Here is a 25,786-nt window from a genome sequence, read left to right as displayed (position 1 = left end):
CACTTAAATTTTATGCGATGTTGGAGATAGTAGGATGTGTAATTATTACTTGCCTAACATACCTGTGAAATGTGTTTGAAGGAAGTCTCAATTCTGAAAACATATTTGTCTATTATTGCAAGGAAAGGTAATTTCTGCGGTTGATATTGAGTCAGGGAGAGAAAGATGAAATTTTTGAAACGGGGTGTGGCGCTAGCGTTACTGGCGGCGTTCGCGCTGACGACTCAGCCTGCACAGGCTTACGAAAAAGATAAAACCTATAAAATTACTATCCTGCATACCAACGATCACCACGGTCACTTCTGGCGCAGCGAATATGGCGAATATGGTCTGGCAGCGCAAAAAACGCTGGTGGACAGTATCCGTAAAGAGGTGGCGCAAGAGGGGGGAAGCGTCCTGTTGTTATCCGGCGGCGACATTAATACCGGGGTGCCGGAATCCGATCTCCAGGATGCGGAGCCCGATTTCCGCGGGATGAATCTGATTGGCTACGACGCTATGGCCGTCGGTAATCATGAATTTGATAATCCGCTCACCGTATTGCGCCAGCAGGAAAAGTGGGCGAAGTTTCCCTTTCTTTCCGCCAATATTTATCAAAAAAGTACCGGCGAGCGTCTGTTTAAGCCGTGGGCTATTTTTACACGCCAGGATATAAAAATCGCGGTAATCGGCTTAACCACCGATGACACGGCGAAAATAGGCAACCCGGAATATTTCACCGATATTGAGTTTCGTAAACCTGCTGAAGAAGCAAAGGTGGTGATTCAGGAACTTAATATGAATGAAAAACCGGACGTGATTATCGCGACCACACATATGGGGCATTATGACAACGGCGATCACGGTTCGAACGCGCCGGGCGACGTTGAGATGGCGCGTAGCCTGCCTGCCGGTTCGCTGGCGATGATTGTGGGCGGTCACTCACAAGACCCGGTATGCATGGCGTCGGAAAATAAAAAACAGGTGAATTACGTACCGGGAACGCCCTGCGCGCCGGATAAGCAAAATGGCATCTGGATCGTGCAGGCGCATGAGTGGGGTAAATATGTGGGCCGCGCGGATTTCGAATTCCGTAACGGCGAGATGAAAATGGTTAACTACCAGCTTATTCCGGTAAATCTCAAGAAAAAAGTGACCTGGGATAACGGGAAAAGCGAGCGTGTACTTTACACGCCGGAAATCGCCGAAAATCCGCAAATGCTCTCGTTATTAACGCCGTTCCAGAATAAAGGTAAAGCGCAACTGGAGGTGAAAATTGGTAGCGTGAATGGCCTTCTTGAAGGCGATCGCAGTAAGGTCAGATTTGTCCAGACCAATATGGGACGGGTGATTCTGGCTGCGCAGATCGCGCGCACCGGCGCCGATTTTGGCGTGATGAGCGGCGGCGGTATTCGCGACTCGATTGAGGCGGGAGATATTACCTATAAAAGCGTGCTCAAGGTACAGCCGTTCGGCAACATTGTGGTGTATGCCGATATGAGCGGCAAAGAGGTAGTTGATTATCTCACCGCCGTAGCACAGATGAAACCGGACTCCGGCGCCTATCCACAGTTCGCCAATGTGAGCTTTGTCGCCAAAGAGGGCAAGCTCACCGATCTGAAAATCAAAGGCGAGCCTGTTGATCCGGCCAAAACCTACCGCATGGCGACGCTGAGTTTCAACGCCACGGGCGGCGATGGTTATCCGCGCATCGATAACAAACCGGGATACGTGAATACCGGGTTTATTGATGCGGAAGTGCTGAAAGAGTTTATTCAGCAAAATTCACCGCTGGATGCGGCGGCGTTTACGCCAAAAGGCGAGGTGAGCTGGTTGTAGCGGTACGGATAGCCATCACTGCCTGATGGCGCGCAGCCTTAAGGCCTACGGATTATGTCTGCTGTAGGCCGGATAAGGCGTTTGCGCCGCTATCCGGCAATGTATTTTACGCAGGCTTAATCCCGACGCGCGATATCAGCGAATTTAGCCCCCAGTATGGCGGCCAAATCGTCAGCCGCCAGTTCAATATCCAGCCCGCGTTTACCACCGGAAACATAAATAGTGGCAAACGTGCGGGCTGGCGCGTCAATCAGCGTAGGCAGCCGTTTCTTCTGTCCCAGCGGACTGATCCCGCCGACCAGATATCCCGTGGTGCGTTGCGCCACCATCGGGTCGGCCATATCGACCTTTTTCGCGCCCAGAGCTTTGGCGACTTTTTTCAAATCCAGCTGCCCGGCTACAGGCGTCACGGCGACGGCCAGTTGCTTCATATCGCCATTCACGGCAACCAAAAGCGTTTTATACACCTGATCGGCGTTTAGCCCGAGCTTACGCACCACTTCATCGCCAAAGTTAGTTTCATTCGGATCGTGATCGTAGGTGTGAATGTTAAACGGAATCTTGTTTTTTTCGAGTAACTTAACTGCGGGTGTCATAACGTTCCTTCTTACTACAGACGTGATTTGCCATCAGCATACGCCCGAAAGCGGACTAAAAAATAGTATAATCTTGTGCATTAGGTCTTGGCAGTTGCGGCAACTTTGAGCGACAATCTGAAGATCCGAAGCGAAAGCGTCGGGATAATAATAACGATGAAATTCCTCTTTGACGGGCCAATAGCGATATTGGCCATTTTTTTATTTCAATATTTGCGGTAGGTTGCCTTCGCCGTACAGATGTAGCGCCCCTACGGCTACCACGTAGCGTCCCGGCGGCAGTGCCAGCAGCGCGTCGCGCCAGGCTTCATTGCGTTTCACCATCAGTACATCATACAGCGGCTGGCTAAACGTTCTGGGGAGCGAAGCGCCGACGCTGGTCGGCGGCTGCTCAAGCCACCAGCCGATCATCACCTGCAAAAGCCGTGCGTTGGTGTGCCAGTGCGTCAGCGTGTCGTCGAGCAGTGCCATCCCGCCATCGGGCAGATCGCAGAGTAGTTCGAGCTGGTGTTTCGCCCCTTCCAGCTCTTGCACCGGCAGCGACATTTCGCGGGCAGCCTGTAATAGCTGATAATCAATGCCATAGTCCGGACGCAATCCCAGCCGTTGCGCCTGCGTGGCCTGTAGAACCATAGCTATCTGCCATAAAGGTTGATTATCAAAATGGATCAGCGGCATACCCAACTCACTGACCCGTTTTTCCAGTGCGCTTAGCTGCCCGGCGCTGAGACGTTCGACCAACGGCGGGCATTTGGGGAGATTGCTGAATGGCGTTTCGTTACCGGAAATATCCGCTTCAACGACCAGCGCGTCGGCCTGGCGTAGCTTTTTCACCAGCTTTGCTGGAAGAGGAGCCATATCGCGTGTCCCCATATGAATACTGCCAACCAGATGCAGATGACGACCGCCGGGCAGGGAGAGATCGATAGCAGGCCAACTATTTGGGGTACCACGCAGCGCGCGCCATAAACGTTTAAGTTGATTTAATAACTCCATACGCGCTCCCTTTGAAAAAGCTCATGCTAGCGCGTTGGAGAAAAGGGCGCAATGCGCCCTGACGGGACGTCAACGATCGGTCGGGTTATTCGCTGCCGTCGAGATAGGCCGTTCTGGCGATGGTCATTTCAAGCTGGCATTTATAAATACTGATGCGCTTTTCAGCGGGTATGGCCTCGGATTTTGCATCGCTAAGTTTGCCGCACTGCTGCTCTTTTTTTGTCACCCAGACTCGCTGCTCTTGTTTTAATGCCGTTCGGGCAGAAGCGGGTAGCGATTTCCAGACCTGATTAAGCTCGCGATCTCTACTCTCAAATTTCTTTGCTGCGATTTCAATCAGTGAGTTATTTTTTTTCTTTATAATGCTATCACCAGATACCGTCATTCTTGCCATTACATAAATAGACCGCGCCAATTTATCGGTTTTTTGCACAGGGGTGACAACAATATCTTTGTTGTTGTCTGCTAGCTGAATATTGTAGTTAACCTGTTTCCAGGTCACCGTATTGTTTATTACCTGTCCATCCCCTTGTGAAATATAGAATAGAGTGTTTGGTAAGTCTTTCATTAATTTAAATAATGGCTGAGGAATACCCATGGCGACGGTAGCCGAGCAAGTTCGTAAGTTGGCATTTTCTGCTTGAGGGTTCTGCGTGATTACATCACTGAATTGAACAGGAATAGCCCGGAGTTGTTGCTCGTATTGAGTCTGGGGGATATCGAAGAAAAGCGTGGAGGGCTCTTTAATATAGTCTTGCTGTAAACGACCTAATGCTTCATTGTAAATCCATTCTTTTGCCGCCGTGACTGCATTATCGTTGCCACATTTTAACTCTGGAGTGGAATCAAATAACCCTGCATAACTGACGGCGGGAGAAAGCAGGAAAAGAAGCGTAACTGCTTTTCTAAACATAAATAACACATCCTTATGATTCAAAAAAACATTATAAAATGTTGATTTTTATTTTTCTATAGGATGTGCGGTTAAATTTTTATATATTGATACGGTAAATTACTGATGGCTTAATAATATATCAGGCAGCTAATGCTGCCTGATATAGCGTTTTTACGCTTTCGGTTTAAAGCGCAATAGCCGGTTGGCATTGCTTACGACGGTAATGGAAGACAGCGCCATTGCCGCGCCCGCTACTACCGGGTTTAACAAGGTACCGGTAAACGGCCACAGAATACCGGCGGCCACCGGGATACCAATGCTGTTGTAGATAAATGCGCCAAGCAGGTTTTGCTTCATATTGCGCAACGTCGCGCGCGAAATGGCCAGCGCATCCGCCACGCCCATCAGACTATGGCGCATCAGCGTAATCGCCGCGGTTTCAATCGCCACATCGCTGCCGCCGCCCATCGCGATACCGACGTCCGCCTGCGCCAGCGCGGGCGCATCGTTGATACCATCGCCGACCATCGCAACCTGACGACCCTGGCTTTGAAGACGTTTAATCGCATCGGCTTTGCCATCCGGCAGAACGCCCGCAATGACTTCGTCAATACCCGCTTCTTTGGCAATCGCGTTAGCCGTCGTTGGGTTATCCCCGGTGAGCATTACCAGACGGTATCCGGCGTTGTGCAGGCGTTCAAGCGCGGCAATACTATCGCTGCGCAATGGATCGCGTACCGCCAGTAACGCCGCCGCTTTACCGTCAATCGCCAGCAGGACCGGAGTCGAGCCTTGCGAGGCCTGCGCGGTGATTTCCGCCGTCATATCATCCGTGGCGACGTGCTGTTCGTTCAGCAACGCCTGGTTCCCCAGAAGCAGTTGATGGCCTTCCGCTTCACCGCTGACGCCCAGTCCGCGCAGAGTTCTGAAACCGTTCACCTGCGGCAGTTTATCGTCGCCGGCTTTTTCCAGAATCGCATGGGCCAGCGGGTGGCTGGAGCCTTGTTCGAGCGCGGCTGCCAGACGTAATGCCTGAGCTTCATCAACGCCGTTAAAGGTTTTTACCGCCACCACTTGCGGCTTGCCTTCCGTCAGCGTCCCGGTTTTATCAAAAACGAGGGTATCCAACGTACTGGCGCGTTGCAGGGCATCGGCGTCGCGTACCAGCACGCCGAATTCGGCAGCGCGGCCTACACCGGAAATAATCGACATTGGCGTCGCCAGGCCTAATGCGCAAGGGCAGGCGATAATCAGTACGGTGGTGGCGATGACCAGCGTATAAACAATTTGCGGCGCCGGTCCGAAGAAATACCAGATAGCGGCGCTGAACAGCGCAATGGCCACGACGACGGGAACGAATACCGCGGAGATTTTATCGGCCAGTTGGCCAATTTCCGGTTTACTGCTTTGCGCCTGGCGTACCATGCGAATAATGCGTGACAGCGTGGTATGACTGCCCACCGCGCTGGCGCGGAACAGGACGCTGCCGTCCTGGACGACGGTGCCGGCATGAACGCTGTCGCCTTCGCCTTTTTGCTGCGGAATAGGTTCGCCGGTCAGCATGGCTTCATCAAGCCACGCTTCGCCCTGGGTAATTTCGCCATCCACCGGCACGCGATCGCCGGTAGTGAGCCGCAGCAGCATCCCAGGCTGAACGTCCGCCAGCGGGACGCTTTTTTCGCCGTCTTCTGTCACGACGCGTGCGGTGGGCGGGGTGAGATCGAGTAATTTTTCCAGCGCTTTTGAGGAACGCTGACGGGCGCGCGCTTCCAGCATGTGTCCGAGATTAATCAGACCGATAATCATCGCGCTGGCTTCGTAATAGAGGTGCCGCGCTTCCATCGGGAACCACTGCGGCCACAGGTTGACGCTCATGGAGTAGAGCCAGGCGACCCCGGTGCCGAGCGCCACCAGCGTATCCATCGTCGCCGTGCCGTTCAGCAGGCTTTTCCACGCGTTACGGTAAAAATGACCGCCCGCAAAGACCATCACCGCAAGCGTGATCAGGCCAATAGCCAGCCACAGGCTGCGGTTGTCGCCGGTCACCATCATGTTATCGCCGATCATCCCCCAGACCATGACCGGTATACCGACCGCCAGAGCGACGATGGCCTGCCAGCGAAAACGTTTCATGGTGGCGATGGCGGTTTCCTGCTGGCGCTCGCGGCGTTTGATGTCATCTTCAATCGCCTCTGCGCCGTAGCCGGCTTTTTCCACCGCCTGCACTAAATCAGCGGCGGACGCGCTGCCCATCACCAGCGCAGTGCGTTCCGCCAGGTTTACCCGTGCCTGCGTGACGCCCGGTACGCTTTGTAGCGCATGTTGTACGCGGGTGACACAACTGGCGCAGCTCATGCCGCTTAACAGCAACTGTTGGCTTTCTTCATCGGCCGTCGCTACCGGAAGCTCATGAGGAACCGCTGCCAGTGCTTCCGACGGGATTGATGACTCCGTCAGCGGTTTAGCCTTTGGGTGGCTTAACGTCGCGCCATACCCGGCTTGTTTGATGGTTTCAATTAACGCGTCCGCACTGGCGGTACCGGTAACGTGCGCTTCGGTTACGGTGACGTCCGCCAGCTCAACATCCGGACGTTGTTCAAGACTTTCTTTCACGCGTTTAACGCAATGACCGCAGGACAAACCGTCCAGGGTCAGGTCGATAGTTTGAGACATAGTAAAAACTCCTTTATGATTGGTCATCAATTCATTGACCTTAGTAATCGTAGTGACTCACTGTGATAAAGGTTAAACCTTCCAGCAAGGTTAAGGTCAAGGGGGAAATATGAATATTAGCGATGTGGCGAAAAAAACCGGTTTAACCAGCAAAGCCATTCGGTTTTATGAAGAGAAAGGGCTGGTGACGCCGCCATTACGTAGCGAAAATGGTTATCGCACCTACACGCAGAAGCATTTAAACGAGCTGACGTTGCTGCGACAGGCGAGGCAGGTGGGGTTTAATCTGGAAGAGTGTGGCGAACTGGTCAATCTGTTTAACGATCCGCGACGCCATAGCGCAGATGTGAAAAAGCGGACGCTGGAAAAGGTCGCGGAGATCGAGCGCCATATCAGCGAGCTGCAATCAATGCGCGATCAACTGTTGGCGCTGGCGGAGAGTTGTCCCGGCGATGACAGCGCCGACTGCCCGATTATTGATAATCTTTCCGGCTGCTGTCATCACAAGGCGCAAAAGTCACGTTGATTAAACGGCGCGAATGCGTAAGGTGATGCCTTCCACGGCGATCACTTCGACATGCGTACCTGCGCGCAGGTCTTCGTCAGCGCATACCGGCCACGAGCTGTCGCCGACACGCATATGACCCCGTCCGTTAACTAACGCGGCATCAAGCATAAACCGGCGGCCTACCAGTTGTTGTCCGCGTTGGTTAAGGCGGCTGTCGGTCGGCTTCTGCTCCCGCACGCGACGCGCCAGCCAGCGCCACCAAAGCCAGGCCGCCAGCAACGTTAAGGCCGCAAACAGCACGCCCTGCCATTCCCAGCCGAGCGGTAAGAGCCAGACGGTTAAGCCGGTAATCACTGCCGCCACGCCGCTCCACAGCAAATAGCCGTTACCGCCGAGCATTTCCGCAGCCAACAACAGGCCGCCGAGGCTAAGCCAGAAGATATGCGGATGTACCAGAATCATCGCTATCATGCTTTTTTCCGTTCGCTGGCGCTGTCCTTAACCAGCTCGCTGATCCCGGCGATAGCGCCCATCAGACTGCTGGCATCCAGCGGCATCATGACCACTTTGCTGTTATTCGCCGAGCCGATTTGCTGTAACGCTTCGGTGTATTTCTGCGCCACGAAGTAGTTTATCGCCTGAATATCCCCGGCGGCGATGGCTTCAGACACCATCTGCGTAGCGCGGGCTTCCGCTTCGGCGGAACGTTCGCGCGCTTCCGCCTGCAGGAAAGCGGACTGACGTTCGCCTTCGGCTTTCAGAATCTGCGACTGTTTTTCCCCCTCGGCTTTCAGGATTTCCGCCTGACGTACCCCTTCGGCCTCAAGGATATAGGCGCGTTTGGTACGTTCCGCTTTCATCTGGGCGTTCATCGAGGAGATCAATTCCGCGGGCGGGCGGACATCGCGAATTTCGATACGGGTAACTTTAATTCCCCACGGATTGGTGGCTTCATCGACAATATGTAGCAGCCGCGTGTTGATGCTGTCGCGCTGGGAGAGCATTTCATCCAGCTCCATCGAACCGAGCACCGTACGGATATTGGTCATGGTCAGGTTAATGATTGCCAGTTCCAGGTTACTGACTTCATAAGCGGCGCGCGGCGCATCGATAACCTGAATAAAACAGACCGCATCGATAGTGACGTTGGCGTTATCTTTTGAGATCACCTCCTGCGACGGAATATCCAGCACTTGTTCCATCATATTGATCTTGCGGCCAATTCTGTCCATAAACGGTACAACAAGGCTTAATCCCGGCTGCAGGGTTTTGGTGTAACGTCCAAAGCGCTCCACCGTCCACTGGTACCCCTGCGGAACGATTTTGACGCCCGCGCCGACGATCACCAGCGCGACGAAAATGAGAATAGGGATAAGAATGAGCATAGCTAAACCTCCTGTTGCGTTGTCCATAAACCGATTTTGCTGACGAATTAAGCGAATTATACCTGATTCAGTAAAGCATGTTCCCCCCTTATTAATTACAGGGATACACTATCGCTATAAAAATATGAACAACGGATGCGCAATAAATGACAGAACGTAGCATGTTGCTTGAGTTAAAGCAGGTCGGTTACCGGACTGCGACGACAAAAATAGTGAATAACATCAGTTTTACGCTGCAACGCGGCGAATTTAAGTTAATTACCGGTCCTTCTGGCTGCGGAAAAAGTACGTTGTTGAAAATGGTGGCCTCGTTAATAAGCCCTGATATCGGCGTGATTCTTTTTGAGGGGCAGGATATTACTACTCTGAGTCCGGAAGCCTATCGCCAGCACGTTTCTTATTGCGCTCAGACGCCAGCGCTATTTGGCGATACGGTTTACGATAACCTGATTTTTCCCTGGCAAATTCGCCATCAGCGCCCGCAGCCGACAGCCTTCGCAGACGATCTGGCGCGTTTTGAACTGCCGGAGACGATTCTGCAAAAACCGATTGCCGCGCTTTCCGGCGGGGAAAAACAGCGTATTGCTCTAATTCGTAATCTACAGTTTCTGCCGAAAATACTGTTACTCGACGAAATAACCAGCGCGCTGGATGAACATAACAAACGGAATGTGAATGATATTATTCATCGCTATGTTCGCGATAAGCAGGTCGCTGTCTTGTGGGTAACGCATGATAAAGATGAAATTCAACACGCGGATAAGGTGATAACGTTAACGCCATCTGCCGGAGAGATGCAGGAGGCGCGTTATGAACGAGCATAATATTACCAATATCTCGCTGGCGTTATCGATGCTGCTGGTGGTGGTCGCGATGCTCATCAGTCACAAGGAAAAGCTGGCGCTGGAAAAAGATATTCTGTGGAGCGTATGCCGGGCGGTGATACAGCTCATTATTGTCGGCTATGTACTGAAATACATCTTTGGCGTTAATCATGCCGCCCTGACGCTACTGATGGTGCTGTTCATCTGTTTTAACGCCGCATGGAACGCGCAAAAGCGCAGTAAATATATCGATAAGGCATTTCTCTCCTCGTTTATCGCCATCACCGTCGGTGCCGGGCTAACGCTGACGGTACTGGTGCTTACCGGTTCGATTGAATTTGCGCCGATGCAGGTGATTCCCATCGCTGGCATGGTCGCCGGTAATGCGATGGTAGCGGTAGGGCTGTGCTACAACCAACTGGGGCTGCGTTTTCATAGCGAGCAGCAGCAAATCCAGGAAAAGTTAAGTTTGGGCGCAACGCCGAAAATGGCCTCCGCCGGGCTTATCCGCGATAGCATCCGCGCATCGCTTATCCCGACGATCGACTCGGCAAAGACCGTTGGGCTGGTGAGCCTGCCGGGGATGATGTCCGGGCTGATTTTTGCCGGGATCGATCCGGTAAAAGCGATTAAATATCAAATTATGGTAACGTTTATGCTGTTGTCGACAGCCAGCCTGTCTACCATCATTGCCTGCTATTTAACCTACCGGAAGTTCTATAATTCGCGTCATCAGTTGGTAGTGATGCCGCTCAAGAAATCATGATAGTTGCCGGATGATGGCGCAAGCGCCTTATCCGGCCTGAGGACGACAGGTAGGCCAGATAAGCGCGCCATCAGGCAAGAGAGGATTAATACAGTAGCGCGTACAACTGGCGGCGGTATTTCGACGCCAGCGCGTCGCCGGTGCCGAGCGCGGCAAGGATCTCCTGGAAGGTTTTGCGCGTCTGTCCCTCGGCGGCGGCAAGATCTTTTCTCAGATGGCTGAACAGCAATTCCAGCGCTTCTTCATTACGTCCGACCTGGTGCAACTGCAACGCCAGTTGCGTTGCCAAAGCCGCATCCTGCGGATTCTCCGCGACTTGCTGCTGAAGTTGCTGAATTTCCGGCGTATCCGCCGCCTGTTTAAGCAGTTCGATCTGCGCAACCAGCCCCTGATAACGGGTATCCTGATCCTGTAGCGGGATAGTTTTTAACACCGCTTCGGCCTCTTCAGAGCGGTTCAGCGCAATTTGCGCTTCCGCCAGTAACAGGCCAATCTCACTGTTCTGCGAAGAGAGCTGCCAGGCGTCTTTGAGCAACGGCAGAGCGTCAATGTAGTTGCCCTCCTGCATTAACTGCATCGCTTGTTGCGCTTTTAGCTCTTCTTCACGCGGCAGTACTTTATCCAGCAGAGCGCGGATCGCCTCTTCCGGCTGCGGCCCCTGGAAACCATCGACCGGTTGGCCATTCTGGAACAGATAGACAGTCGGGATGGCGCGCAGACCAAACTGAGCGGCGATCATCTGTTCGGCGTCGCAGTCCAGCTTTGCCAGAATAAACTGACCGTGGTACTGGGCAGCCAGACTTTCCAGCACTGGCGTTAATTGCAGACAGTGTTGGCTGCGTTCAGACCAGAAATAGAACAGTACCGGCGTGGTCATGGACTGCTCTAAGGTCTGCTGCAGGTTGGATTCATTAATATTGACAATGTTCTGTACGGACATGGCGTCGCTCTCTTTTGTCTGTGTCACGTTTACATGGGGGCTGACTGGCGCGCTTCAACTCAGCTTTGTAAAATTTTATCCAGCATCCGGCCCGGCAATAGGCGTTTCAGCGCCATCACCGCCCAGGTGACCAGCGTAACGGGATAGCGCAGCCTGGGTTTATCGCTTGCAAAAGCATGACGTACTTTCGCTACTACCGCGTCAGGATCGCGGGTGAAACGTGCGGCGATGCCGGGATTTTCTACCGGTTTATCACGCTGCGTCTGGTTAACGTTATCCGTAAAACGGGTACGAATCGGCCCCGGTTCTATCAGGCTCACTTTAATGCCTGTGTGCCGTAGCTCCATACGTAGCGCGTCAGACCAGGCTTCGAGCGCATATTTGCTGGCGGCGTAAGCGCCGCGCCCTGGGGTGGAAATCAGCCCCATCACCGATGAGGTCATCACAATGCGTCCTTCGCCATGCGGCAACATGGCGGGAAGTAAGCGCATGGTAAGCTGATGCGCGCCGAAGAAATTACTGGAAAACTGTTGCTCCATCTGCTCACGGCTGATGGTGGAAAGGGGGCCATACACGCCGTAGCCGGCATTGTTAAAGATCCCATACAGACGATTATCGGTCAGGGCGATCACATCATCGGCGGCACGATCCACGCTTTCAGAGGAGTCGAGATCGATCAACACGCCGGTAAATCCCATACTGTTCATCCGGGCGACATCATCAGGTTTGCGGCAGCCCGCCAGGATTTGAAAGCCCTGGCGTTTAAGCTCAAGCGCGCTGTCCAGACCGATTCCGCTGGAACATCCTGTTATTAAGACCGATTTTTGCATAACTTTACCTGTCAGGATCTCCGTTGATTTAAGAGTCGTGGTTAACTATATCCGTCATACTTCAAGTTGCCTGTGCGTTCGTTTACTCCAGTCACATAGGTATCTGTGCTCCTGGAAATTCTCTTACGTGCCGCCTTCATGCAACTCGAATTATTCAGGAGAGAAAAGGGGTCAACTGCTTCGCCATCCAGTCAGCAATAAACGGCTGGGCGTCGCGGTTGGGATGAATGCCGTCATCCTGCATCCACTGCGGTTTCAGATACACCTCTTCCATAAAAAACGGTAACAGAGGAATATCGAACTCTTTGGCGAGCTTAGGATAAATGGCGCTAAAGGATTCATTATAACGGCGACCGTAGTTAGCGGGCAGATGAATTTGCATCAGTAACGGTTGGGCATCGGCGGCTTTCACCGTCTGAATGATTTTACGTAGCGTCTGTTCGGTTTGCGCAGGCGCAAAACCGCGTAGGCCATCGTTGCCGCCAAGTTCCACCACTACCCAGCGCGGGTGATGCTGTTGCAACAGCGCTGGCAAACGCGCCAGTCCCTGCTGCGAGGTATCTCCGCTTATACTGGCATTAACGACCGACGTTTTGTTTTGCCATTTATCATTAAGGAGCGACGGCCATGCCGCGCTGGCGGCCATACGGTAACCGGCGCTGAGGCTATCGCCCAGAATTAATAAGGTGTCTGCGGCGGCGGCACGGAAAGTTAACAGGATCAAAAACAGGAAGGGCAAATGCCAGCGGAAAACAGTGTTGAAGTTCATCGTCTCAGGAAGTCCGTCGGTCAGGGTGAGCATGAGCTTTCCATCCTTACCGGAGTTGAACTGGTTGTCAAACGCGGCGAAACCATTGCGCTGATTGGCGAATCAGGATCGGGAAAATCTACGCTGCTGGCGATTCTCGCCGGACTGGATGACGGCAGTAGCGGAGAGGTTAGTCTGGTGGGGAAACCGCTTCACCAGATGGACGAAGAGGCGCGGGCGCAGCTTCGCGCTCAGCATGTCGGTTTTGTTTTTCAATCCTTTATGCTTATTCCTACGCTTAACGCGCTGGAAAACGTTGAGCTACCGGCCCTGCTACGCGGTGAAAACAGCGGTCAGAGTAAGGCGGGGGCGAAAGCGCTGCTCGAACAACTGGGACTGGGAAAACGGCTTGACCACCTTCCGGCACAGCTTTCCGGCGGCGAACAGCAGCGTGTAGCGCTGGCGCGCGCGTTTAACGGGCGTCCTGATGTGCTGTTTGCCGATGAGCCGACGGGCAACCTTGACCGTCAGACCGGAGATAAAATCGCCGACCTGCTATTTTCGCTTAACCGCGAGCACGGCACCACGCTGATTCTGGTGACGCACGACCCGGCGCTGGCGGCGCGCTGCGACCGGCGGCTGCGGTTGGTCAACGGTCAGTTACAGGAGGAGGCATGATAGCTCGCTGGTTCTGGCGCGAATGGCGCTCGCCGTCGCTGATTATTGTCTGGCTGGCGTTGAGTCTGGCGGTGGCCTGCGTACTGGCGCTCGGCAGTATTAGCGACCGGATGGAAAAAGGGTTAAGTCAGCAAAGCCGCGAGTTTATGGCAGGCGATCGGACGCTGCAAAGTTCGCGGGAGGTACCGAAAGCCTGGCTTGAAGAGGCGCGTAAACGCGGCCTTAACGTGGGCGAGCAGTTAACCTTTGCGACCATGACGTTTGCCGGCGATACGCCGCAACTGGCCAGCGTGAAGGCGGTAGATAGCGTTTATCCGATGTACGGCGAATTGCAAACCCGTCCTGACGGAGTGAAACCGCAGCCGGGTAGCGTACTGCTGGCGCCGCGTCTGATGGCGCTGCTTAATTTGAAAACGGGCGATACCATTGATGTCGGCGACGTGACCTTGCGTATTGCCGGTGAAGTGGTGCAGGAGCCGGATTCCGGATTTAACCCTTTTCAGATGGCGCCGCGTCTGATGATGAATATGGCCGATGTGGCAAAAACCGGTGCGATACAGCCGGGGAGCCGCGTGATGTGGCGGTATAAATTCGGCGGAACGCCGCAACAGCTTGCTGGCTATGAAAGCTGGCTGTTACCGCAGCTTAAACCGGAACATCGCTGGTACGGACTGGAGCAGGATGACGGGGCATTGGGGAAATCGCTCGAACGTTCGCAGCAGTTTTTGCTGCTTTCGGCGTTATTAACGCTACTGCTGGCGGTAGCTGCCGTCGCGGTGGCGATGAGCCATTACTGCCGTAGCCGCTACGATCTGGTGGCGATTTTAAAAACGTTGGGCGCGGGCCGGGCCCAGTTACGTAAACTTATCATCGGACAGTGGTTGATGGTGCTGGGGCTTTCCGCCGTCACGGGAGGCGCGATTGGGTTACTGTTTGAAAACATATTGCTGGTGCTGCTAAAACCGGTACTGCCCGCCGATTTGCCGCCCGCCAGCCTGTGGCCCTGGCTGTGGGCGCTGGGCGCGATGACGGTCATCTCTCTGCTGGTCGGTTTACGGCCTTATCGATTGTTGCTGGCGACCCAGCCGCTACGGGTGCTGCGCCGCGACGTTGTCGCTCGCGTCTGGCCGTTAAAAATTTATTTGCCTGTCGCCTGCGCCGTCGTGGTGGCGCTGCTCGCCGGATTGATGGGCGGAAGCATGCTGTTGTGGGCGGTTCTGGCGGGCGCCGTGATACTGGCGCTGCTGTGCGGTCTGGTGGGTTGGATGCTGCTTAACGTGCTGCGCGGCATGACGTTGACGTCGCTACCGCTGCGTCTGGCCGTCAGCCGACTTCTGCGTCAGCCGTGGTCAACGTTGAGTCAGCTTTCGGCGTTTTCGCTTTCGTTTATGCTGCTGGCGCTCTTGCTGGTGCTGCGCGGCGACCTCCTTGATCGCTGGCAACAGCAGCTCCCGCCGGAAAGCCCGAACTATTTCCTTATCAATATTGCTTCAGAGCAGGTCGCGCCGTTGAAAGCCTTTTTGGCGGAACATCAGGTGATTCCGCAGACGTTTTATCCGATTGTGCGGGCGCGGTTAACCAGGATAAACGGTAATCCGACGGAAGGTCAGCAGGATGAGTCACTCAACCGTGAACTGAATTTGACCTGGCAGGATACGCGCCCGGCGCATAATCCGCTGGTCGCTGGTCACTGGCCGCCAAAACCGGGCGAAGTCTCCATGGAAGAGGGGCTGGCGAAGCGGCTGAACGTCAAACTCGGCGATAGCGTAACCTTTATGGGCGATACCCAGGCATTTAGCGCTAAAGTCACCAGCCTGCGTCAAGTGGACTGGGAAAGCCTGCGGCCCAACTTTTTCTTCATTTTTCCTTCCGGGGCGCTGGACGGGCAACCGCAAAGCTGGTTGACCAGTTTTCGCTGGGAGAATGGCAACGGCATGTTAACGCAGCTTAACCGCGAGTTTCCTACCGTCAGCCTGTTAGATATCGGGGCGATCCTGAAACAGGTGGGACAGGTGCTGGAGCAGGTCAGTCGGGCGCTGGAGGTGATGGTTGTGCTAGTCACCCTCTGCGGCATGTTGCTATTACTGGCCCAGGTACAGGTCGGGATGCGTCAGCGCCATCAGGAGCTGGTGGTGTGGCGCACGTTAGGAGCCGGAAAGAAACTGTTGCGTACCACACTCTGGTGCGAATTCGCCATGCTGGGGTTAGTTGCCGGGCTGGTCGCCGCGATTGGCGCGGAAACGGCGCTGGCGATCTTACAAATCAACGTTTTTGATTTCCCCTGGGAGCCGGACTGGCGTTTATGGGGCGCACTGCCGTTTTGCGGCGCGCTGCTGCTTTCCGTATGCGGCGGCTGGCTTGGCGTTCGTTTGCTGAAAGGCAAAGCGCTATTCCGACAGTTTAACGGATGATTCATGATGTGAATAATTTCGCGCCGGTTTTTAAAACGGCGCGTACTTTTTTAGTCGCACAAATTGATAACTCCTTGATTTTTAGTAGCACAAATCATTAAAAAATACACAACACGTAAGGTTTTATAACAGTTATTATTTGCCTGCTAAATGATTTGGATTGGCTATCTATCAAGGAAAATATAATGACAATTAAAATAACAGCGTTGGCGGCATCGATCGGCGCGGCAATGGCTTTCATGCCTTTCGCCACTCAGGCGGAAATCACCGTTTTAAAACAAGATCCCCAGGCGGGTAATCCACTCAGCCGACTCAATTTCACCGTCGGCGGGAGTATTCGTCCGCAGTTCCAGAATATGACCGGCAATGACGGCGCGAACGGTTATAAACGTAATGGTTTTGATGGCGGGACGCGTTTCCGCTTCGCCGCGGATTACTATCTGTTTGATGATATCAGTTGGATTAGCTATTACGAGCTGGGCGTCAATATCCCTGCGGTATTTGACTGGGATAACCATTATGCGAAGGGCGCGACTGATACCACTCGCCGTATGCTGTATACCGGCTTCAAGAGCGCGACGTGGGGAACGCTGACCTTCGGTCAACAGAACAGCATTTATTACGATGTGGTGGGCGTAAAAACCGATATCTGGGATTACGACATGATAGGTCAGGCGCCGGGCAACGGGATTAACGGCGACTACGATGGTTCTTACCGTACGCGTAAGTCATTGAAGTATAAGAAAAGCATTGGCAATGTCGATCTCTACGCGTCTTATCTGTTCAGCGACGATTATAATGCCAATAACGGTCTGAATTACAAACGTAAAGGCGGCGGTTCTTTAGGCGCGGATTACCATCTCACCGACGATCTGACCTGGGGGACGGCATGGAACTATACCCGTGCGGAGATGCGCGGCAACGGCAATAAAACTTACGATCAAAATATTGTCGGTACCGCGTTAAGCTGGACGCCGGAAAACTGGACTATCGCCGCAGGCGGCGGTTGGTATCAGAACTTTATGACGACCAAAAAAGTGTCTGTGAATGATTACTTTGCCGGCGATGCGTGGGGTCTGGAATATTTTGTCGGTTACGCTTTCCCGATTGGTCAGTATGCCGTGAAAGCTATTCAACCGTACTTTATGGGCGACCGCATTGAATATGTGAATGGCCGCGACTATCTGCGCACCGATAACGGCGTGGGGATCACCTTCCAACTGGATTATGGTTTCCGCGTTGATTATGAACATGTTTTCACCTCCAGCACTGACAATCTGGGCGATATGAACCTGGTGCGTCTGCGTTACGATTTCTAAAGCGTTTTCCTCTGCCGGATGTTGGCGTTAAGACCTCTTATCCGGCATTTCCCTCTACGCTATTCCCGCCTGACACACGCCTGAGCGCCTGCCTCGTACATTTAACGACACACCAGGAAACATCATGAAATAATTTCAAGGACAGCAGGCTGTGATCTGTGTCATGTTAAGAAATAGCCTTTCGTTTGGGCCAAAACAGACGATGCCGCATGAACGGCATCCGGCACAGCATCACACTATTTAAAATGGAGAAATTATGGGATTGCGTCAGAGTTTACGCATTGCGGCCAGCACGCTATTACTGGCCTGCGGATTACAGTTTGCCCATGCCGATGGTTCCCCGCAAACGATCGTATTTGGCGTCGCGCCAGGGCCGTATGGCGACATGGTGAAGCAGGCGATTGCGCCGACATTAAAAGAAAAAGGGTATAAGGTCGTGGTGCGCGAGTTTAGCGACTATGTCCAGCCCAATATGGCGTTAGCTAACGGCAGCATTGACGCCAACCTCTTTCAACATACCCTCTATTTTGACAAATTCACCGCTGACAAAGGGCTGAAGCTCAGCAAACTTATTGTGGTACCGACCGCCGGGATGGGCTTCTATTCACGTAAAATCAACAGTCTGGATGCGCTTAAAAAAGGGGACATTATTACCCTCTCCAACGATCCGACTAACCTGGCGCGCGGCCTTCGCTTCCTGCAATCGTTGGGGCTTATCACGATTAAGGACAATATCGATCCGACCAAAGCCTCTGAACGAGATATCGCCAGCAATCCAAAAGGACTGGTTTTCAAACCGCTGGAAGCCGCACAGCTACCGCGCACGCTGGATGGCGTGACCGGCGCGCTGGTTAACGGGAACTTTGCGGTGGCGGCAGGACTCGATCTCTCCAGCGCGATTAAGCAGGAACACCTGGATGAGAACCTGAAAAATATCATTGCGGTACGCAGTGAAGATGCCGATAAGCCGTTTGCCAAAGATATTGTCGAGGCGGTGAAATCGCCGGCTTATCGCGCGGTTATCGACGATCCAAAGAATATTTATAGCGCCTTCCAGAAACCGGAATGGATGACCGCGACACCCTGATCGCAGCGGTAGCCATCCCCAATTTCTGAGGTGAATATGATTGAAATAGAAAAAGTCTGCGTCGATTTTACCGCCGGTCGCGGTACCCCCACGCGCGCGGTGGATGATGTGAGCCTGCATATCGCCGCGGGCGAGATTTTTGGCATTGTTGGTACCAGCGGCGCAGGAAAAAGCACTCTGCTGCGTACCCTGAACGCCTTAACGCGTCCCAGCCAGGGGCGCGTCAACGTCAACGGCGTGGAAATTTCGGCGCTGGACGGAAAAGCGTTACGCCAGGCGCGGCAGCGTATTGGTATGATTTTCCAGCATTTTAACTTAATGCATACCCGGACAGTGGCGCAAAACGTGGCGTTTAGCCTGAAAGCGGCTGGCTGGGAACGCAGCAAAATCGCGCCGCGGGTGGCGGAAATTTTAACGCTGGTGGGCCTTGCCGATAAAGCGAACCGTTTCCCGGTACAGCTCAGCGGCGGGCAAAAACAGCGGGTGGGGATAGCCCGCGCCATCGCTAACCATCCGGATGTTTTGCTGTGTGATGAACCGACTTCCGCGCTGGATCTGGAAACTTCCGCCACGATTCTGGCCCTGCTCAGACAGATCAACGCACAGCTCGGGATTACTATTGTACTGATCACCCATGAAATGAACGTGATCAAATCTATTTGCGATCGCGTGGCGGTGATGTCGGGCGGTAAGGTTGTGGAATCGGGCGAGGTGTTTGATGTGTTTGCCCACCCGCAACACGCTTTCACACAGCAACTGGTGTCTCATACCCTTAATTTGACCCTGCCGGAACGTTTACGGGAACACCTGCCCGGGCAGTTGCTGAAAATTTTGTTTATCGGCGATTCGGCGGAGCAGCCGGTACTGTCGGAGGTGGCGATCAAGTTTGGCGTCGCGGTCAATATCCTGCATGGCAAGATTGAATATATCGGCGAACGCGCGTTGGGCATTCTGGTGGTGCAATTAACCGCGCCGCATAATCCAACGGCGGTGGCCGCCGCCGTGGAGCATATCCGTCAACGTACCGCACAGGTGGAGGTGATCCGTGGATGATTTATTGCCGGATTTAACGCTGGCGTTCAATGAAACTTTCCAGATGTTGAGTATTTCAACGGTGCTGGCGATTCTTGGCGGTCTACCGCTCGGTTTTCTGATTTTTGTCACCGATCGTCATCTGTTCTGGCAGAACCGTTTTATTTATCTCGTCGCCTCGGTTCTGGTGAATATTATCCGCTCGGTTCCATTTGTTATTTTACTGGTGCTGTTACTGCCGCTAACGCAGCTTTTGCTGGGCAATACCATTGGCCCGATTGCAGCCTCCGTCCCGCTGTCGGTGGCCGCAATCGCGTTTTATGCACGCCTGGTAGATAGCGCGCTCCGTGAAGTCGATAAAGGGATTATTGAGGCGGCGCTGGCATTCGGCGCTAGTCCGATGCGTATTATCTGTACCGTACTGTTGCCGGAAGCCAGCGCAGGGCTGCTGCGCGGCCTGACGATTACATTGGTAAGCTTAATCGGCTACTCGGCGATGGCCGGGATTGTCGGCGGCGGCGGGGTAGGCGACCTGGCGATTCGCTATGGCTACTACCGTTACGAAACCGAAGTGATGGTTGTTACCGTAGTGGCGCTGATTGTGCTGGTTCAGGTCGTTCAGATGCTGGGCGACTGGCTGGCAAAACGTGCCGACAAGCGCGACAGACACTAAGCCGGCTCAATGTAGCGTCAGCCGGCAATAAAAGTAAGCTATTGCGCTTTTAGCCAGTTGGCAACCTCTTGCCATGGGCCGCGAAAAACGATATTCGCGGCTTTTTTCTCCAGTTGATAGCGATACATCGGGTCGTAATATTCGTTAAGTAGCGGAACCAGCCATGCCATATGGCCGTCGGTGCTGCCGCTGGATAATTGCTCTGCCAGCGCCCTATCCAGCGTGTCCGTCAGTTCGGCAAAGCGTTGCAACCCCAGACGGCGGCGAATAGCGAACAGTCCATGATGAAGATATTCACTATACGCCTGCCAACCGGCTTCATCGCCGTAGGCGTGGGTGAAGTCGTGATGCATACGGATGAAATACTCTTCACGCAGTCGTTCCAGACGAAGCGCAAACGGATCTTCCACTACCGCAATGGGGGCCTGCGCCATTCTTTCGCGTAAACACTCAGGCAGATGGTTGGCGCCGATCGTTCGCCCTTCATCTTCCAGTACCCACCTTTTTAGCGTCTGATGCGCGTTAATTTTCAGCAATTCAACGGCAAGTTTGTTTTCAAAACTGGCCTGGCTGAGCTGGGGGTTCAGCGTGCGGCCAAAAGAGGAGCCGCGATGACGCGCGAGACCTTCCAGATCCACGCCGTTGGGCTGTTGTCGCACCAGTTGCGTTTTGCCGCTGCCCGTACAGCCGCCAATTAAAAGTATCGGTTTTTGCGCCAGTTGCCAGGTCGCCTGAATTGCTGTCTGGCGCAGCGCTTTATAGCCGCCTTCAATAAGCGGGCAGTCAATCCCTGTTTCTTTCAGCCAACGTTGTACGATATGTGACCGCTGACCGCCGCGCGCGCAGCACAGATACCCGTTGGGGAAACGTTGATACGCGGCTTTCCAGGCCTCAAGCCGCTGCTGGCGAATGTCGCCGCAAACCAGCCGATGCCCCAACGCTAACGCCGCATCCGCGCCCTGACGTTTGTAGCAGGTGCCGACGGCGGCTCGCTCGTCGTCCATCATCAATGGCAGGTTGATGGCGCCCGGCATGGCGCCCTGTTCAAACTCAATCGGCGCGCGTACATCAATTAAAGGCGTATCGGCAAGGAGGAGCGCGCGATAGTCCTGTGCTTTTTGTCTGTCTTGCATAACGTAAAACGTAACCTTAAATCATCCTTTGCGCTATTTTACGCGCCAATTCGCAAAGTGGCTTGATTTTTAACAGCGTACCGTGTTGAAAATGGATAAAAAACCGGCTATTTCGGGTTGTCGTTGGGTAAATAATTTCACAATGTCTTCTACCGCTTTGCCTCCGCCAAATTTATGCCAGGCGAGGCTTAACGGTGAGGGCGGACGCATCGTCGGGATGGTACAGCTTACCAGTTCGTTTTTGTCGATCAGCGTTTGACAGAGCGGCTGCGGGACAAAACCGATACCGACGCCTGCCAGATGAGCGGCGATTTTGGTTTCCATATCAGGCACGATAATTTCCTTCTGCCCCGGAAGGCGCCAGGCTACCCGTTTGGTCAGCGTACGCGCGCTGTCTTCGATATTAATTGCCGGGAAACGGCGCAACTGCGCTTCTGTTAGAGGCCCGCTGACGTGAGCTAAAGGATGATCCGCAGACATCACAAAACGCCATTGTACGGAACCTAAAGGATCGAGCATAAAGGTATTAGCCAACGGCTCGGTGCCAGTTACGCCAATCGCCAGCGAAAAACCTTCATACAGGAGCGAATCCCAGACGCCCATATAAATTTGCCGGGAAAAGTGAAACTGAGTGAAAGGGTAACGCGCATTAAGCCACGATAAGAGACTGGCGACCGCTTGCGGGCTATAGAGCAGGTTATTAACCACAATATTGACCTGACGCTCTACGCCGTCGTTAACCTGGCGTAGCTCGTCAGGCATACTGTCCAGCCACGCAAGCCAGTCTTTTGCCTGAGAGAGAAGGTGAGAGCCCGCCGCCGTCAACGAGACGCTTCGCGTTGTGCGAAAGAACAGCCCTACGCCGGTATTTTCCTCCAACAGTTTGATGCGGTAGCTAATGGTTGCCGTGGTTTTACACAGGCGCTCCGCCGCTTTGGAGAAACTCCCCGTTTCGGCAACGCTGATAAAGGTACGCAGTGTTTCCGGGTCAAACATCGTCAGACGCCTCCTTACGATCCTGATAAAACCAGAATTGTTTTCCTATGATTTTTAAGTAGTTTTACATAATAGCCATGTTTGATTTGTGGTCTAAATCTACTTTTGGAAAAATATTCCAACTTTTATGTTGATGTTAAATCCCGAAGGTTTTAGATTGCATGGTATTGAAACCGGACAGAGTCCACACCGCGGTTAAACGGAATCGAGCTACAAGGGAAAAATAATGAAACTTGAGGTATTACCGTTAGATCAGAAGACGTTCAGCGCTTATGGCGATGTTATTGAGACGCAGGAACGAGACTTTTTTCATATAAACAACGGGTTAGTTGAGCGATATCACGACCTGGCGAAGGTTGAAGTTCTGGAGCAGGATCGCACGCTGATCAGTATTAACAGGGCGCAACCGGCCGCGATGCCTATTGTGGTACATGAACTGGAACGTCATCCTTTAGGTACGCAGGCGTTTGTGCCGATGAACGGCGAGGCTTTTGTCGTTATTGTCGCGCTCGGCGATGATAAACCCGATCTCTCCACGCTGCGGGCGTTTATTAGCAATGGACGGCAGGGCGTCAATTATCACCGTAATGTATGGCATCACCCGCTGTTTGCGTGGCAGACGGTTACCGATTTTCTGACGGTGGATCGCGGTGGCAGCGATAACTGTGATGTTGAAAGTATCCCGACACATGAACTCTGTTTTGCGTGACGCTATTGGCCTTCTTGCATAAGATGAACATATTGTTCATTGTTTATGCTCATATTTTGGGCCGGAGTTAACGTAAATATGACGGAAGTAAGACGACGCGGCAGGCCAGGACAGGCAGAGCCGACTGCGCAGAAAGGCGCTCAGGCGCTGGAGAGGGGCATAGCGATATTGCAATATCTCGAAAGAAGCGGCGGCAGTTCATCAGTTAGCGATATTTCCGGCAGCCTGGATTTACCGCTTTCTACGACGTTTCGCCTGTTAAAGGTACTGCAAGCGGCTGATTTTGTGTACCAGGATAGCCAGCTTGGCTGGTGGCATATTGGTTTAGGCGTATTTAATGTGGGCTCTGCGTATATTCATAATCGCGATGTCCTCTCGGTGGCCGGACCCTTTATGCACCGACTTATGCTGCTTTCTGGCGAGACGGTCAACGTAGCGATTCGCAACGGTAATGAAGCGGTGTTAATCGGTCAAAAGGAGTGCAAATCGATGGTCAGAATGTGCGCGCCCTTAGGGAGTCGTCTGCCGTTACATGCTTCCGGCGCCGGAAAAGCGCTGCTTTACCCGCTCACCGAAGAAGAGCTGGTGGGGATCGTCGTCAATACCGGTTTGCGGCGGTTTACGCCGACCACTCTGGTGGATTTACCTATCCTGCTTAAAAATCTGGAGCAGGCGCGTGAACAGGGCTACACCGTCGACCAGGAAGAACATGTTGTCGGGCTGAATTGTATCGCCTCCGCTATCTATGACGATGCGGGCAGCGTGGTCGCCGCTATCTCAATATCGGGACCGGCTTCCCGGCTGACGGAAGATCGCTTTATCAGCCAGGGTGAACTGGTACGGGATACCGCGAAAGACATCAGTACGGCGCTTGGGCTAAAACCCCCTGTAGCCTGAGCCGCATCCCGCTCGCTGGAGCGGGACTTTTTTAAAATTTTTAAAAGTTGGAAACTTTTTCCAATAAAAAGAGGTAGCAATAAAATGGCAAAAATGAGAGCCGTGGATGCGGCAATGTATGTGCTGGAAAAAGAAGGTATCACCACAGCATTCGGCGTTCCTGGGGCTGCAATCAACCCCTTCTATTCTGCAATGCGTAAGCATGGAGGCATTCGCCATATACTGGCGCGTCATGTGGAAGGCGCCTCGCATATGGCTGAGGGCTACACACGTGCGGCGGCAGGTAATATTGGGGTCTGCCTGGGCACTTCCGGCCCGGCGGGAACCGACATGATCACCGCACTCTATTCCGCTTCTGCCGACTCTATCCCGATTTTATGCATTACCGGTCAGGCGCCACGAGCGCGTCTGCACAAGGAAGATTTCCAGGCAGTCGATATTGAAGCGATTGCAAAACCAGTCAGCAAGATGGCAGTGACGGTTCGTGAGGCGGCGCTGGTGCCGCGCGTATTACAACAGGCTTTTCATCTGATGCGCTCAGGCCGCCCAGGTCCTGTGCTGGTTGATTTACCGTTTGATGTTCAGGTTGCGGAGATCGAATTCGATCCGGATATGTATGAGCCGCTGCCGGTATATAAGCCAGCCGCCAGCCGCGTACAGATTGAAAAGGCGCTGGAGATGCTGATTCAGTCCGAGCGTCCGGTAATTGTCGCGGGCGGCGGGGTTATTAACGCCGACGCCGCGCCACTGCTGCAGCAGTTTGCCGAACTGACCAGCGTACCGGTGATCCCTACTCTGATGGGCTGGGGCTGTATCCCGGACGATCACCCCTTAATGGCGGGGATGGTCGGCCTGCAAACGGCGCATCGCTACGGCAACGCCACTCTGCTGGCATCTGATATGGTTTTTGGCATCGGTAACCGTTTCGCCAACCGTCATACAGGGTCCGTTGAGAAATATACTCAGGGGCGAAAAATCATCCATATCGATATTGAACCGACGCAAATTGGCCGCGTGTTGTGCCCGGATCTGGGCATCGTTTCGGACGCCAAAGCGGCGCTAACGTTGCTGATCGATGTCGCGCAGGAGATGCAAAAAGCGGGGCGTTTGCCATGCCGGAAAACCTGGGTGGACGAATGCCAGCAGCGTAAACGGACTTTGCTGCGTAAAACCCACTTTGACAACGTGCCAGTGAAGCCGCAGCGCGTCTATGAAGAGATGAACAAAGCCTTTGGTCGCGATGTGTGCTATGTCACCACCATTGGATTGTCGCAAATCGCGGCAGCGCAGATGCTGCATGTGTTTAAAGACAGACACTGGATCAACTGCGGCCAGGCGGGGCCTCTTGGCTGGACAATCCCGGCGGCATTAGGAGTATGTGCTGCCGATCCGCAACGCAATGTGGTGGCGATTTCCGGCGATTTCGACTTCCAGTTCCTGATTGAAGAGTTAGCCGTCGGCGCGCAGTTTAACATTCCGTATATCCATGTGCTGGTTAACAACGCTTATCTTGGTCTGATTCGCCAGTCGCAACGCGCATTTGACATGGACTACTGCGTACAGCTCGCCTTTGAAAATATCAACTCCAGCGAAGTGAATGGCTATGGCGTTGACCATGTAAAAGTGGCGGAAGGGTTAGGCTGTAAAGCAATTCGTGTCTTTAAACCGGAAGATATTGCGCCTGCATTTGAACAAGCCAAAGCGCTAATGGCGCAATATCGCGTTCCGGTGGTGGTGGAAGTCATTCTGGAACGCGTAACCAATATTTCCATGGGCAGCGAACTGGATAACGTAACCGAGTTTGAAGAGGTTGCGGATAGTGCGAAAGATGCGCCAACAGAAATCTGTTTTATGAAATATGAGTAAGGGAGG

24 protein-coding genes are annotated in these 25,786 nt (G+C 53.4%); 13 read left to right on the top strand and 11 right to left on the bottom strand.

Annotated features, from left to right (window positions below):
• The first annotated feature begins 165 nt into the window (after positions 1-165).
• A complete protein-coding gene (ushA, locus tag NA330_RS11530) occupies positions 166-1,818 on the top strand; it encodes a bifunctional UDP-sugar hydrolase/5'-nucleotidase UshA (protein ID WP_000670398.1) in 1,653 nt (550 codons plus the stop codon).
• 116 nt (positions 1,819-1,934) lie between these two features.
• Here the strand turns inward: ushA and ybaK are convergent, their stop codons facing one another.
• The 4 genes from ybaK to copA form a co-directional block, all read right to left on the bottom strand.
• Complete coding sequence (ybaK, locus tag NA330_RS11525) at positions 1,935-2,414, bottom strand: Cys-tRNA(Pro)/Cys-tRNA(Cys) deacylase YbaK (protein WP_000186618.1); 480 nt, start codon at positions 2,412-2,414, stop codon at positions 1,935-1,937.
• Positions 2,415-2,615: 201 nt separating this feature from the next.
• Positions 2,616-3,410 (bottom strand): TraB/GumN family protein, encoded by a 795-nt coding sequence (locus tag NA330_RS11520; protein ID WP_000421861.1) that lies wholly within the window; start codon positions 3,408-3,410, stop codon positions 2,616-2,618.
• Between the two features lie 85 nt (positions 3,411-3,495).
• Positions 3,496-4,323: a lysozyme inhibitor LprI family protein gene (locus NA330_RS11515; RefSeq protein WP_000488545.1), complete on the bottom strand. Its 828-nt coding sequence runs from the start codon at positions 4,321-4,323 to the stop codon at positions 3,496-3,498.
• Positions 4,324-4,476: 153 nt separating this feature from the next.
• Positions 4,477-6,978 (bottom strand): copper-exporting P-type ATPase CopA, encoded by a 2,502-nt coding sequence (copA, locus tag NA330_RS11510; RefSeq protein ID WP_000083910.1) that lies wholly within the window; start codon positions 6,976-6,978, stop codon positions 4,477-4,479.
• A 109-nt stretch (positions 6,979-7,087) separates the two neighbouring features.
• Here copA and cueR point away from each other — a divergent pair, with 109 nt between their 5' ends.
• Entirely contained in the window at positions 7,088-7,504 is a 417-nt protein-coding gene (gene cueR / locus NA330_RS11505) for a Cu(I)-responsive transcriptional regulator (RefSeq protein ID WP_001026761.1), read from the top strand.
• Here the strand turns inward: cueR and NA330_RS11500 are convergent, their stop codons facing one another.
• Positions 7,505-7,957, bottom strand: coding sequence for an NfeD family protein (locus NA330_RS11500; RefSeq protein ID WP_000561177.1), 453 nt, complete (start codon positions 7,955-7,957; stop codon positions 7,505-7,507).
• The gene (locus NA330_RS11495; protein ID WP_000906146.1) at positions 7,954-8,871 is read right to left on the bottom strand and encodes an SPFH domain-containing protein; all 918 of its coding nucleotides are present in this window, start codon (positions 8,869-8,871) and stop codon (positions 7,954-7,956) included. Before NA330_RS11495 ends, NA330_RS11500 begins: the two co-directional genes overlap by 4 nt.
• 146 nt (positions 8,872-9,017) lie before the next feature.
• On the opposite strand from NA330_RS11495, the gene fetA reads away from it, so the two are divergent.
• Both fetA and fetB read left to right on the top strand, forming a co-directional pair.
• Entirely contained in the window at positions 9,018-9,695 is a 678-nt protein-coding gene (gene fetA / locus NA330_RS11490) for an iron efflux ABC transporter ATP-binding subunit FetA (RefSeq protein ID WP_023241811.1), read from the top strand.
• Positions 9,682-10,461 (top strand): iron efflux ABC transporter permease subunit FetB, encoded by a 780-nt coding sequence (gene fetB / locus NA330_RS11485; protein ID WP_023203772.1) that lies wholly within the window; start codon positions 9,682-9,684, stop codon positions 10,459-10,461. The genes fetA and fetB overlap by 14 nt, the downstream gene beginning before the upstream one ends.
• Positions 10,462-10,546: 85 nt before the next feature.
• Here the strand turns inward: fetB and cnoX are convergent, their stop codons facing one another.
• The 3 genes from cnoX to tesA all read right to left on the bottom strand — a co-directional run bounded on the left by cnoX (position 10,547) and on the right by tesA (position 13,000).
• Positions 10,547-11,401: a chaperedoxin gene (gene cnoX, locus NA330_RS11480; RefSeq protein ID WP_000116060.1), complete on the bottom strand. Its 855-nt coding sequence runs from the start codon at positions 11,399-11,401 to the stop codon at positions 10,547-10,549.
• 59 nt (positions 11,402-11,460) lie between these two features.
• A complete protein-coding gene (locus NA330_RS11475; RefSeq protein ID WP_023241812.1) occupies positions 11,461-12,231 on the bottom strand; it encodes an SDR family oxidoreductase in 771 nt (256 codons plus the stop codon).
• Between the two features lie 154 nt (positions 12,232-12,385).
• Positions 12,386-13,000, bottom strand: a complete 615-nt coding sequence (tesA, locus tag NA330_RS11470; RefSeq protein ID WP_001010574.1) for a multifunctional acyl-CoA thioesterase I/protease I/lysophospholipase L1 — start codon at positions 12,998-13,000, stop codon at positions 12,386-12,388.
• Here tesA and ybbA point away from each other — a divergent pair.
• From ybbA to NA330_RS11440, 6 genes are all read left to right on the top strand, one after another.
• Positions 12,971-13,657 (top strand): putative ABC transporter ATP-binding protein YbbA, encoded by a 687-nt coding sequence (gene ybbA, locus NA330_RS11465; protein ID WP_001110598.1) that lies wholly within the window; start codon positions 12,971-12,973, stop codon positions 13,655-13,657. The two genes, tesA and ybbA, sit on opposite strands and share 30 nt — an antisense overlap.
• On the top strand, positions 13,654-16,068 hold the full coding sequence (gene ybbP / locus NA330_RS11460; RefSeq protein WP_023241813.1) for a putative ABC transporter permease subunit YbbP: 2,415 nt from the start codon (positions 13,654-13,656) through the stop codon (positions 16,066-16,068). The genes ybbA and ybbP overlap by 4 nt, the downstream gene beginning before the upstream one ends.
• A gap of 185 nt (positions 16,069-16,253) precedes the next feature.
• Positions 16,254-17,387, top strand: a complete 1,134-nt coding sequence (locus tag NA330_RS11455; protein ID WP_000152862.1) for a porin — start codon at positions 16,254-16,256, stop codon at positions 17,385-17,387.
• Positions 17,388-17,643: 256 nt separating this feature from the next.
• A complete protein-coding gene (locus NA330_RS11450) occupies positions 17,644-18,474 on the top strand; it encodes a MetQ/NlpA family ABC transporter substrate-binding protein (RefSeq protein WP_000524311.1) in 831 nt (276 codons plus the stop codon).
• A gap of 36 nt (positions 18,475-18,510) precedes the next feature.
• Positions 18,511-19,527: a virulence-associated ABC transporter ATP-binding protein SfbB gene (gene sfbB / locus NA330_RS11445; protein ID WP_000569660.1), complete on the top strand. Its 1,017-nt coding sequence runs from the start codon at positions 18,511-18,513 to the stop codon at positions 19,525-19,527.
• Positions 19,520-20,179 (top strand): methionine ABC transporter permease, encoded by a 660-nt coding sequence (locus tag NA330_RS11440; protein ID WP_000342247.1) that lies wholly within the window; start codon positions 19,520-19,522, stop codon positions 20,177-20,179. Before sfbB ends, NA330_RS11440 begins: the two co-directional genes overlap by 8 nt.
• 38 nt (positions 20,180-20,217) lie before the next feature.
• On the opposite strand, the gene mnmH is transcribed toward NA330_RS11440, so the two are convergent.
• Together mnmH and allS are read right to left on the bottom strand one after the other, a co-directional pair.
• Positions 20,218-21,312 carry a tRNA 2-selenouridine(34) synthase MnmH gene (gene mnmH / locus NA330_RS11435; RefSeq protein WP_023241814.1) on the bottom strand — a complete coding sequence of 365 codons (1,095 nt, stop codon included), beginning with the start codon at positions 21,310-21,312 and terminating at the stop codon, positions 20,218-20,220.
• 69 nt (positions 21,313-21,381) lie between these two features.
• Positions 21,382-22,308, bottom strand: coding sequence for an HTH-type transcriptional activator AllS (gene allS / locus NA330_RS11430; protein WP_000460169.1), 927 nt, complete (start codon positions 22,306-22,308; stop codon positions 21,382-21,384).
• Between the two features lie 226 nt (positions 22,309-22,534).
• On the opposite strand from allS, the gene allA reads away from it, so the two are divergent.
• The 3 genes from allA to gcl all read left to right on the top strand — a co-directional run bounded on the left by allA (position 22,535) and on the right by gcl (position 25,780).
• Entirely contained in the window at positions 22,535-23,017 is a 483-nt protein-coding gene (gene allA, locus NA330_RS11425) for an ureidoglycolate lyase (RefSeq protein WP_000764659.1), read from the top strand.
• A 78-nt stretch (positions 23,018-23,095) separates the two neighbouring features.
• On the top strand, positions 23,096-23,914 hold the full coding sequence (gene allR / locus NA330_RS11420; protein ID WP_000141265.1) for an HTH-type transcriptional repressor AllR: 819 nt from the start codon (positions 23,096-23,098) through the stop codon (positions 23,912-23,914).
• Between the two features lie 84 nt (positions 23,915-23,998).
• Positions 23,999-25,780, top strand: coding sequence for a glyoxylate carboligase (gcl, locus tag NA330_RS11415; protein WP_023241815.1), 1,782 nt, complete (start codon positions 23,999-24,001; stop codon positions 25,778-25,780).
• The last annotated feature ends 6 nt before the right edge of the window (positions 25,781-25,786 follow it).

The sequence above is a fragment of the Salmonella sp. NW722 genome (assembly GCF_051702785.1).
Taxonomy (GTDB): domain Bacteria; phylum Pseudomonadota; class Gammaproteobacteria; order Enterobacterales; family Enterobacteriaceae; genus Salmonella; species Salmonella enterica.
Note: the sequence above shows the minus strand (reverse complement) of the source record. Positions and strands in the feature narration are given on the sequence as shown.

Coding starts and splice junctions, on each gene's coding strand:
- ushA (WP_000670398.1), top strand. CDS start 166: ATGAAATTTTTGAAACGGGGTGTGGCGCTAGCGTTACTGGCGGCGTTC.
- ybaK (WP_000186618.1), bottom strand. CDS start 2,414: ATGACACCCGCAGTTAAGTTACTCGAAAAAAACAAGATTCCGTTTAAC.
- NA330_RS11520 (WP_000421861.1), bottom strand. CDS start 3,410: ATGGAGTTATTAAATCAACTTAAACGTTTATGGCGCGCGCTGCGTGGT.
- NA330_RS11515 (WP_000488545.1), bottom strand. CDS start 4,323: ATGTTTAGAAAAGCAGTTACGCTTCTTTTCCTGCTTTCTCCCGCCGTC.
- copA (WP_000083910.1), bottom strand. CDS start 6,978: ATGTCTCAAACTATCGACCTGACCCTGGACGGTTTGTCCTGCGGTCAT.
- cueR (WP_001026761.1), top strand. CDS start 7,088: ATGAATATTAGCGATGTGGCGAAAAAAACCGGTTTAACCAGCAAAGCC.
- NA330_RS11500 (WP_000561177.1), bottom strand. CDS start 7,957: ATGATAGCGATGATTCTGGTACATCCGCATATCTTCTGGCTTAGCCTC.
- NA330_RS11495 (WP_000906146.1), bottom strand. CDS start 8,871: ATGCTCATTCTTATCCCTATTCTCATTTTCGTCGCGCTGGTGATCGTC.
- fetA (WP_023241811.1), top strand. CDS start 9,018: ATGACAGAACGTAGCATGTTGCTTGAGTTAAAGCAGGTCGGTTACCGG.
- fetB (WP_023203772.1), top strand. CDS start 9,682: ATGAACGAGCATAATATTACCAATATCTCGCTGGCGTTATCGATGCTG.
- cnoX (WP_000116060.1), bottom strand. CDS start 11,401: ATGTCCGTACAGAACATTGTCAATATTAATGAATCCAACCTGCAGCAG.
- NA330_RS11475 (WP_023241812.1), bottom strand. CDS start 12,231: ATGCAAAAATCGGTCTTAATAACAGGATGTTCCAGCGGAATCGGTCTG.
- ybbA (WP_001110598.1), top strand. CDS start 12,971: ATGCCAGCGGAAAACAGTGTTGAAGTTCATCGTCTCAGGAAGTCCGTC.
- tesA (WP_001010574.1), bottom strand. CDS start 13,000: ATGAACTTCAACACTGTTTTCCGCTGGCATTTGCCCTTCCTGTTTTTG.
- ybbP (WP_023241813.1), top strand. CDS start 13,654: ATGATAGCTCGCTGGTTCTGGCGCGAATGGCGCTCGCCGTCGCTGATT.
- NA330_RS11455 (WP_000152862.1), top strand. CDS start 16,254: ATGACAATTAAAATAACAGCGTTGGCGGCATCGATCGGCGCGGCAATG.
- NA330_RS11450 (WP_000524311.1), top strand. CDS start 17,644: ATGGGATTGCGTCAGAGTTTACGCATTGCGGCCAGCACGCTATTACTG.
- sfbB (WP_000569660.1), top strand. CDS start 18,511: ATGATTGAAATAGAAAAAGTCTGCGTCGATTTTACCGCCGGTCGCGGT.
- mnmH (WP_023241814.1), bottom strand. CDS start 21,312: ATGCAAGACAGACAAAAAGCACAGGACTATCGCGCGCTCCTCCTTGCC.
- allS (WP_000460169.1), bottom strand. CDS start 22,308: ATGTTTGACCCGGAAACACTGCGTACCTTTATCAGCGTTGCCGAAACG.
- allA (WP_000764659.1), top strand. CDS start 22,535: ATGAAACTTGAGGTATTACCGTTAGATCAGAAGACGTTCAGCGCTTAT.
- allR (WP_000141265.1), top strand. CDS start 23,096: ATGACGGAAGTAAGACGACGCGGCAGGCCAGGACAGGCAGAGCCGACT.
- gcl (WP_023241815.1), top strand. CDS start 23,999: ATGGCAAAAATGAGAGCCGTGGATGCGGCAATGTATGTGCTGGAAAAA.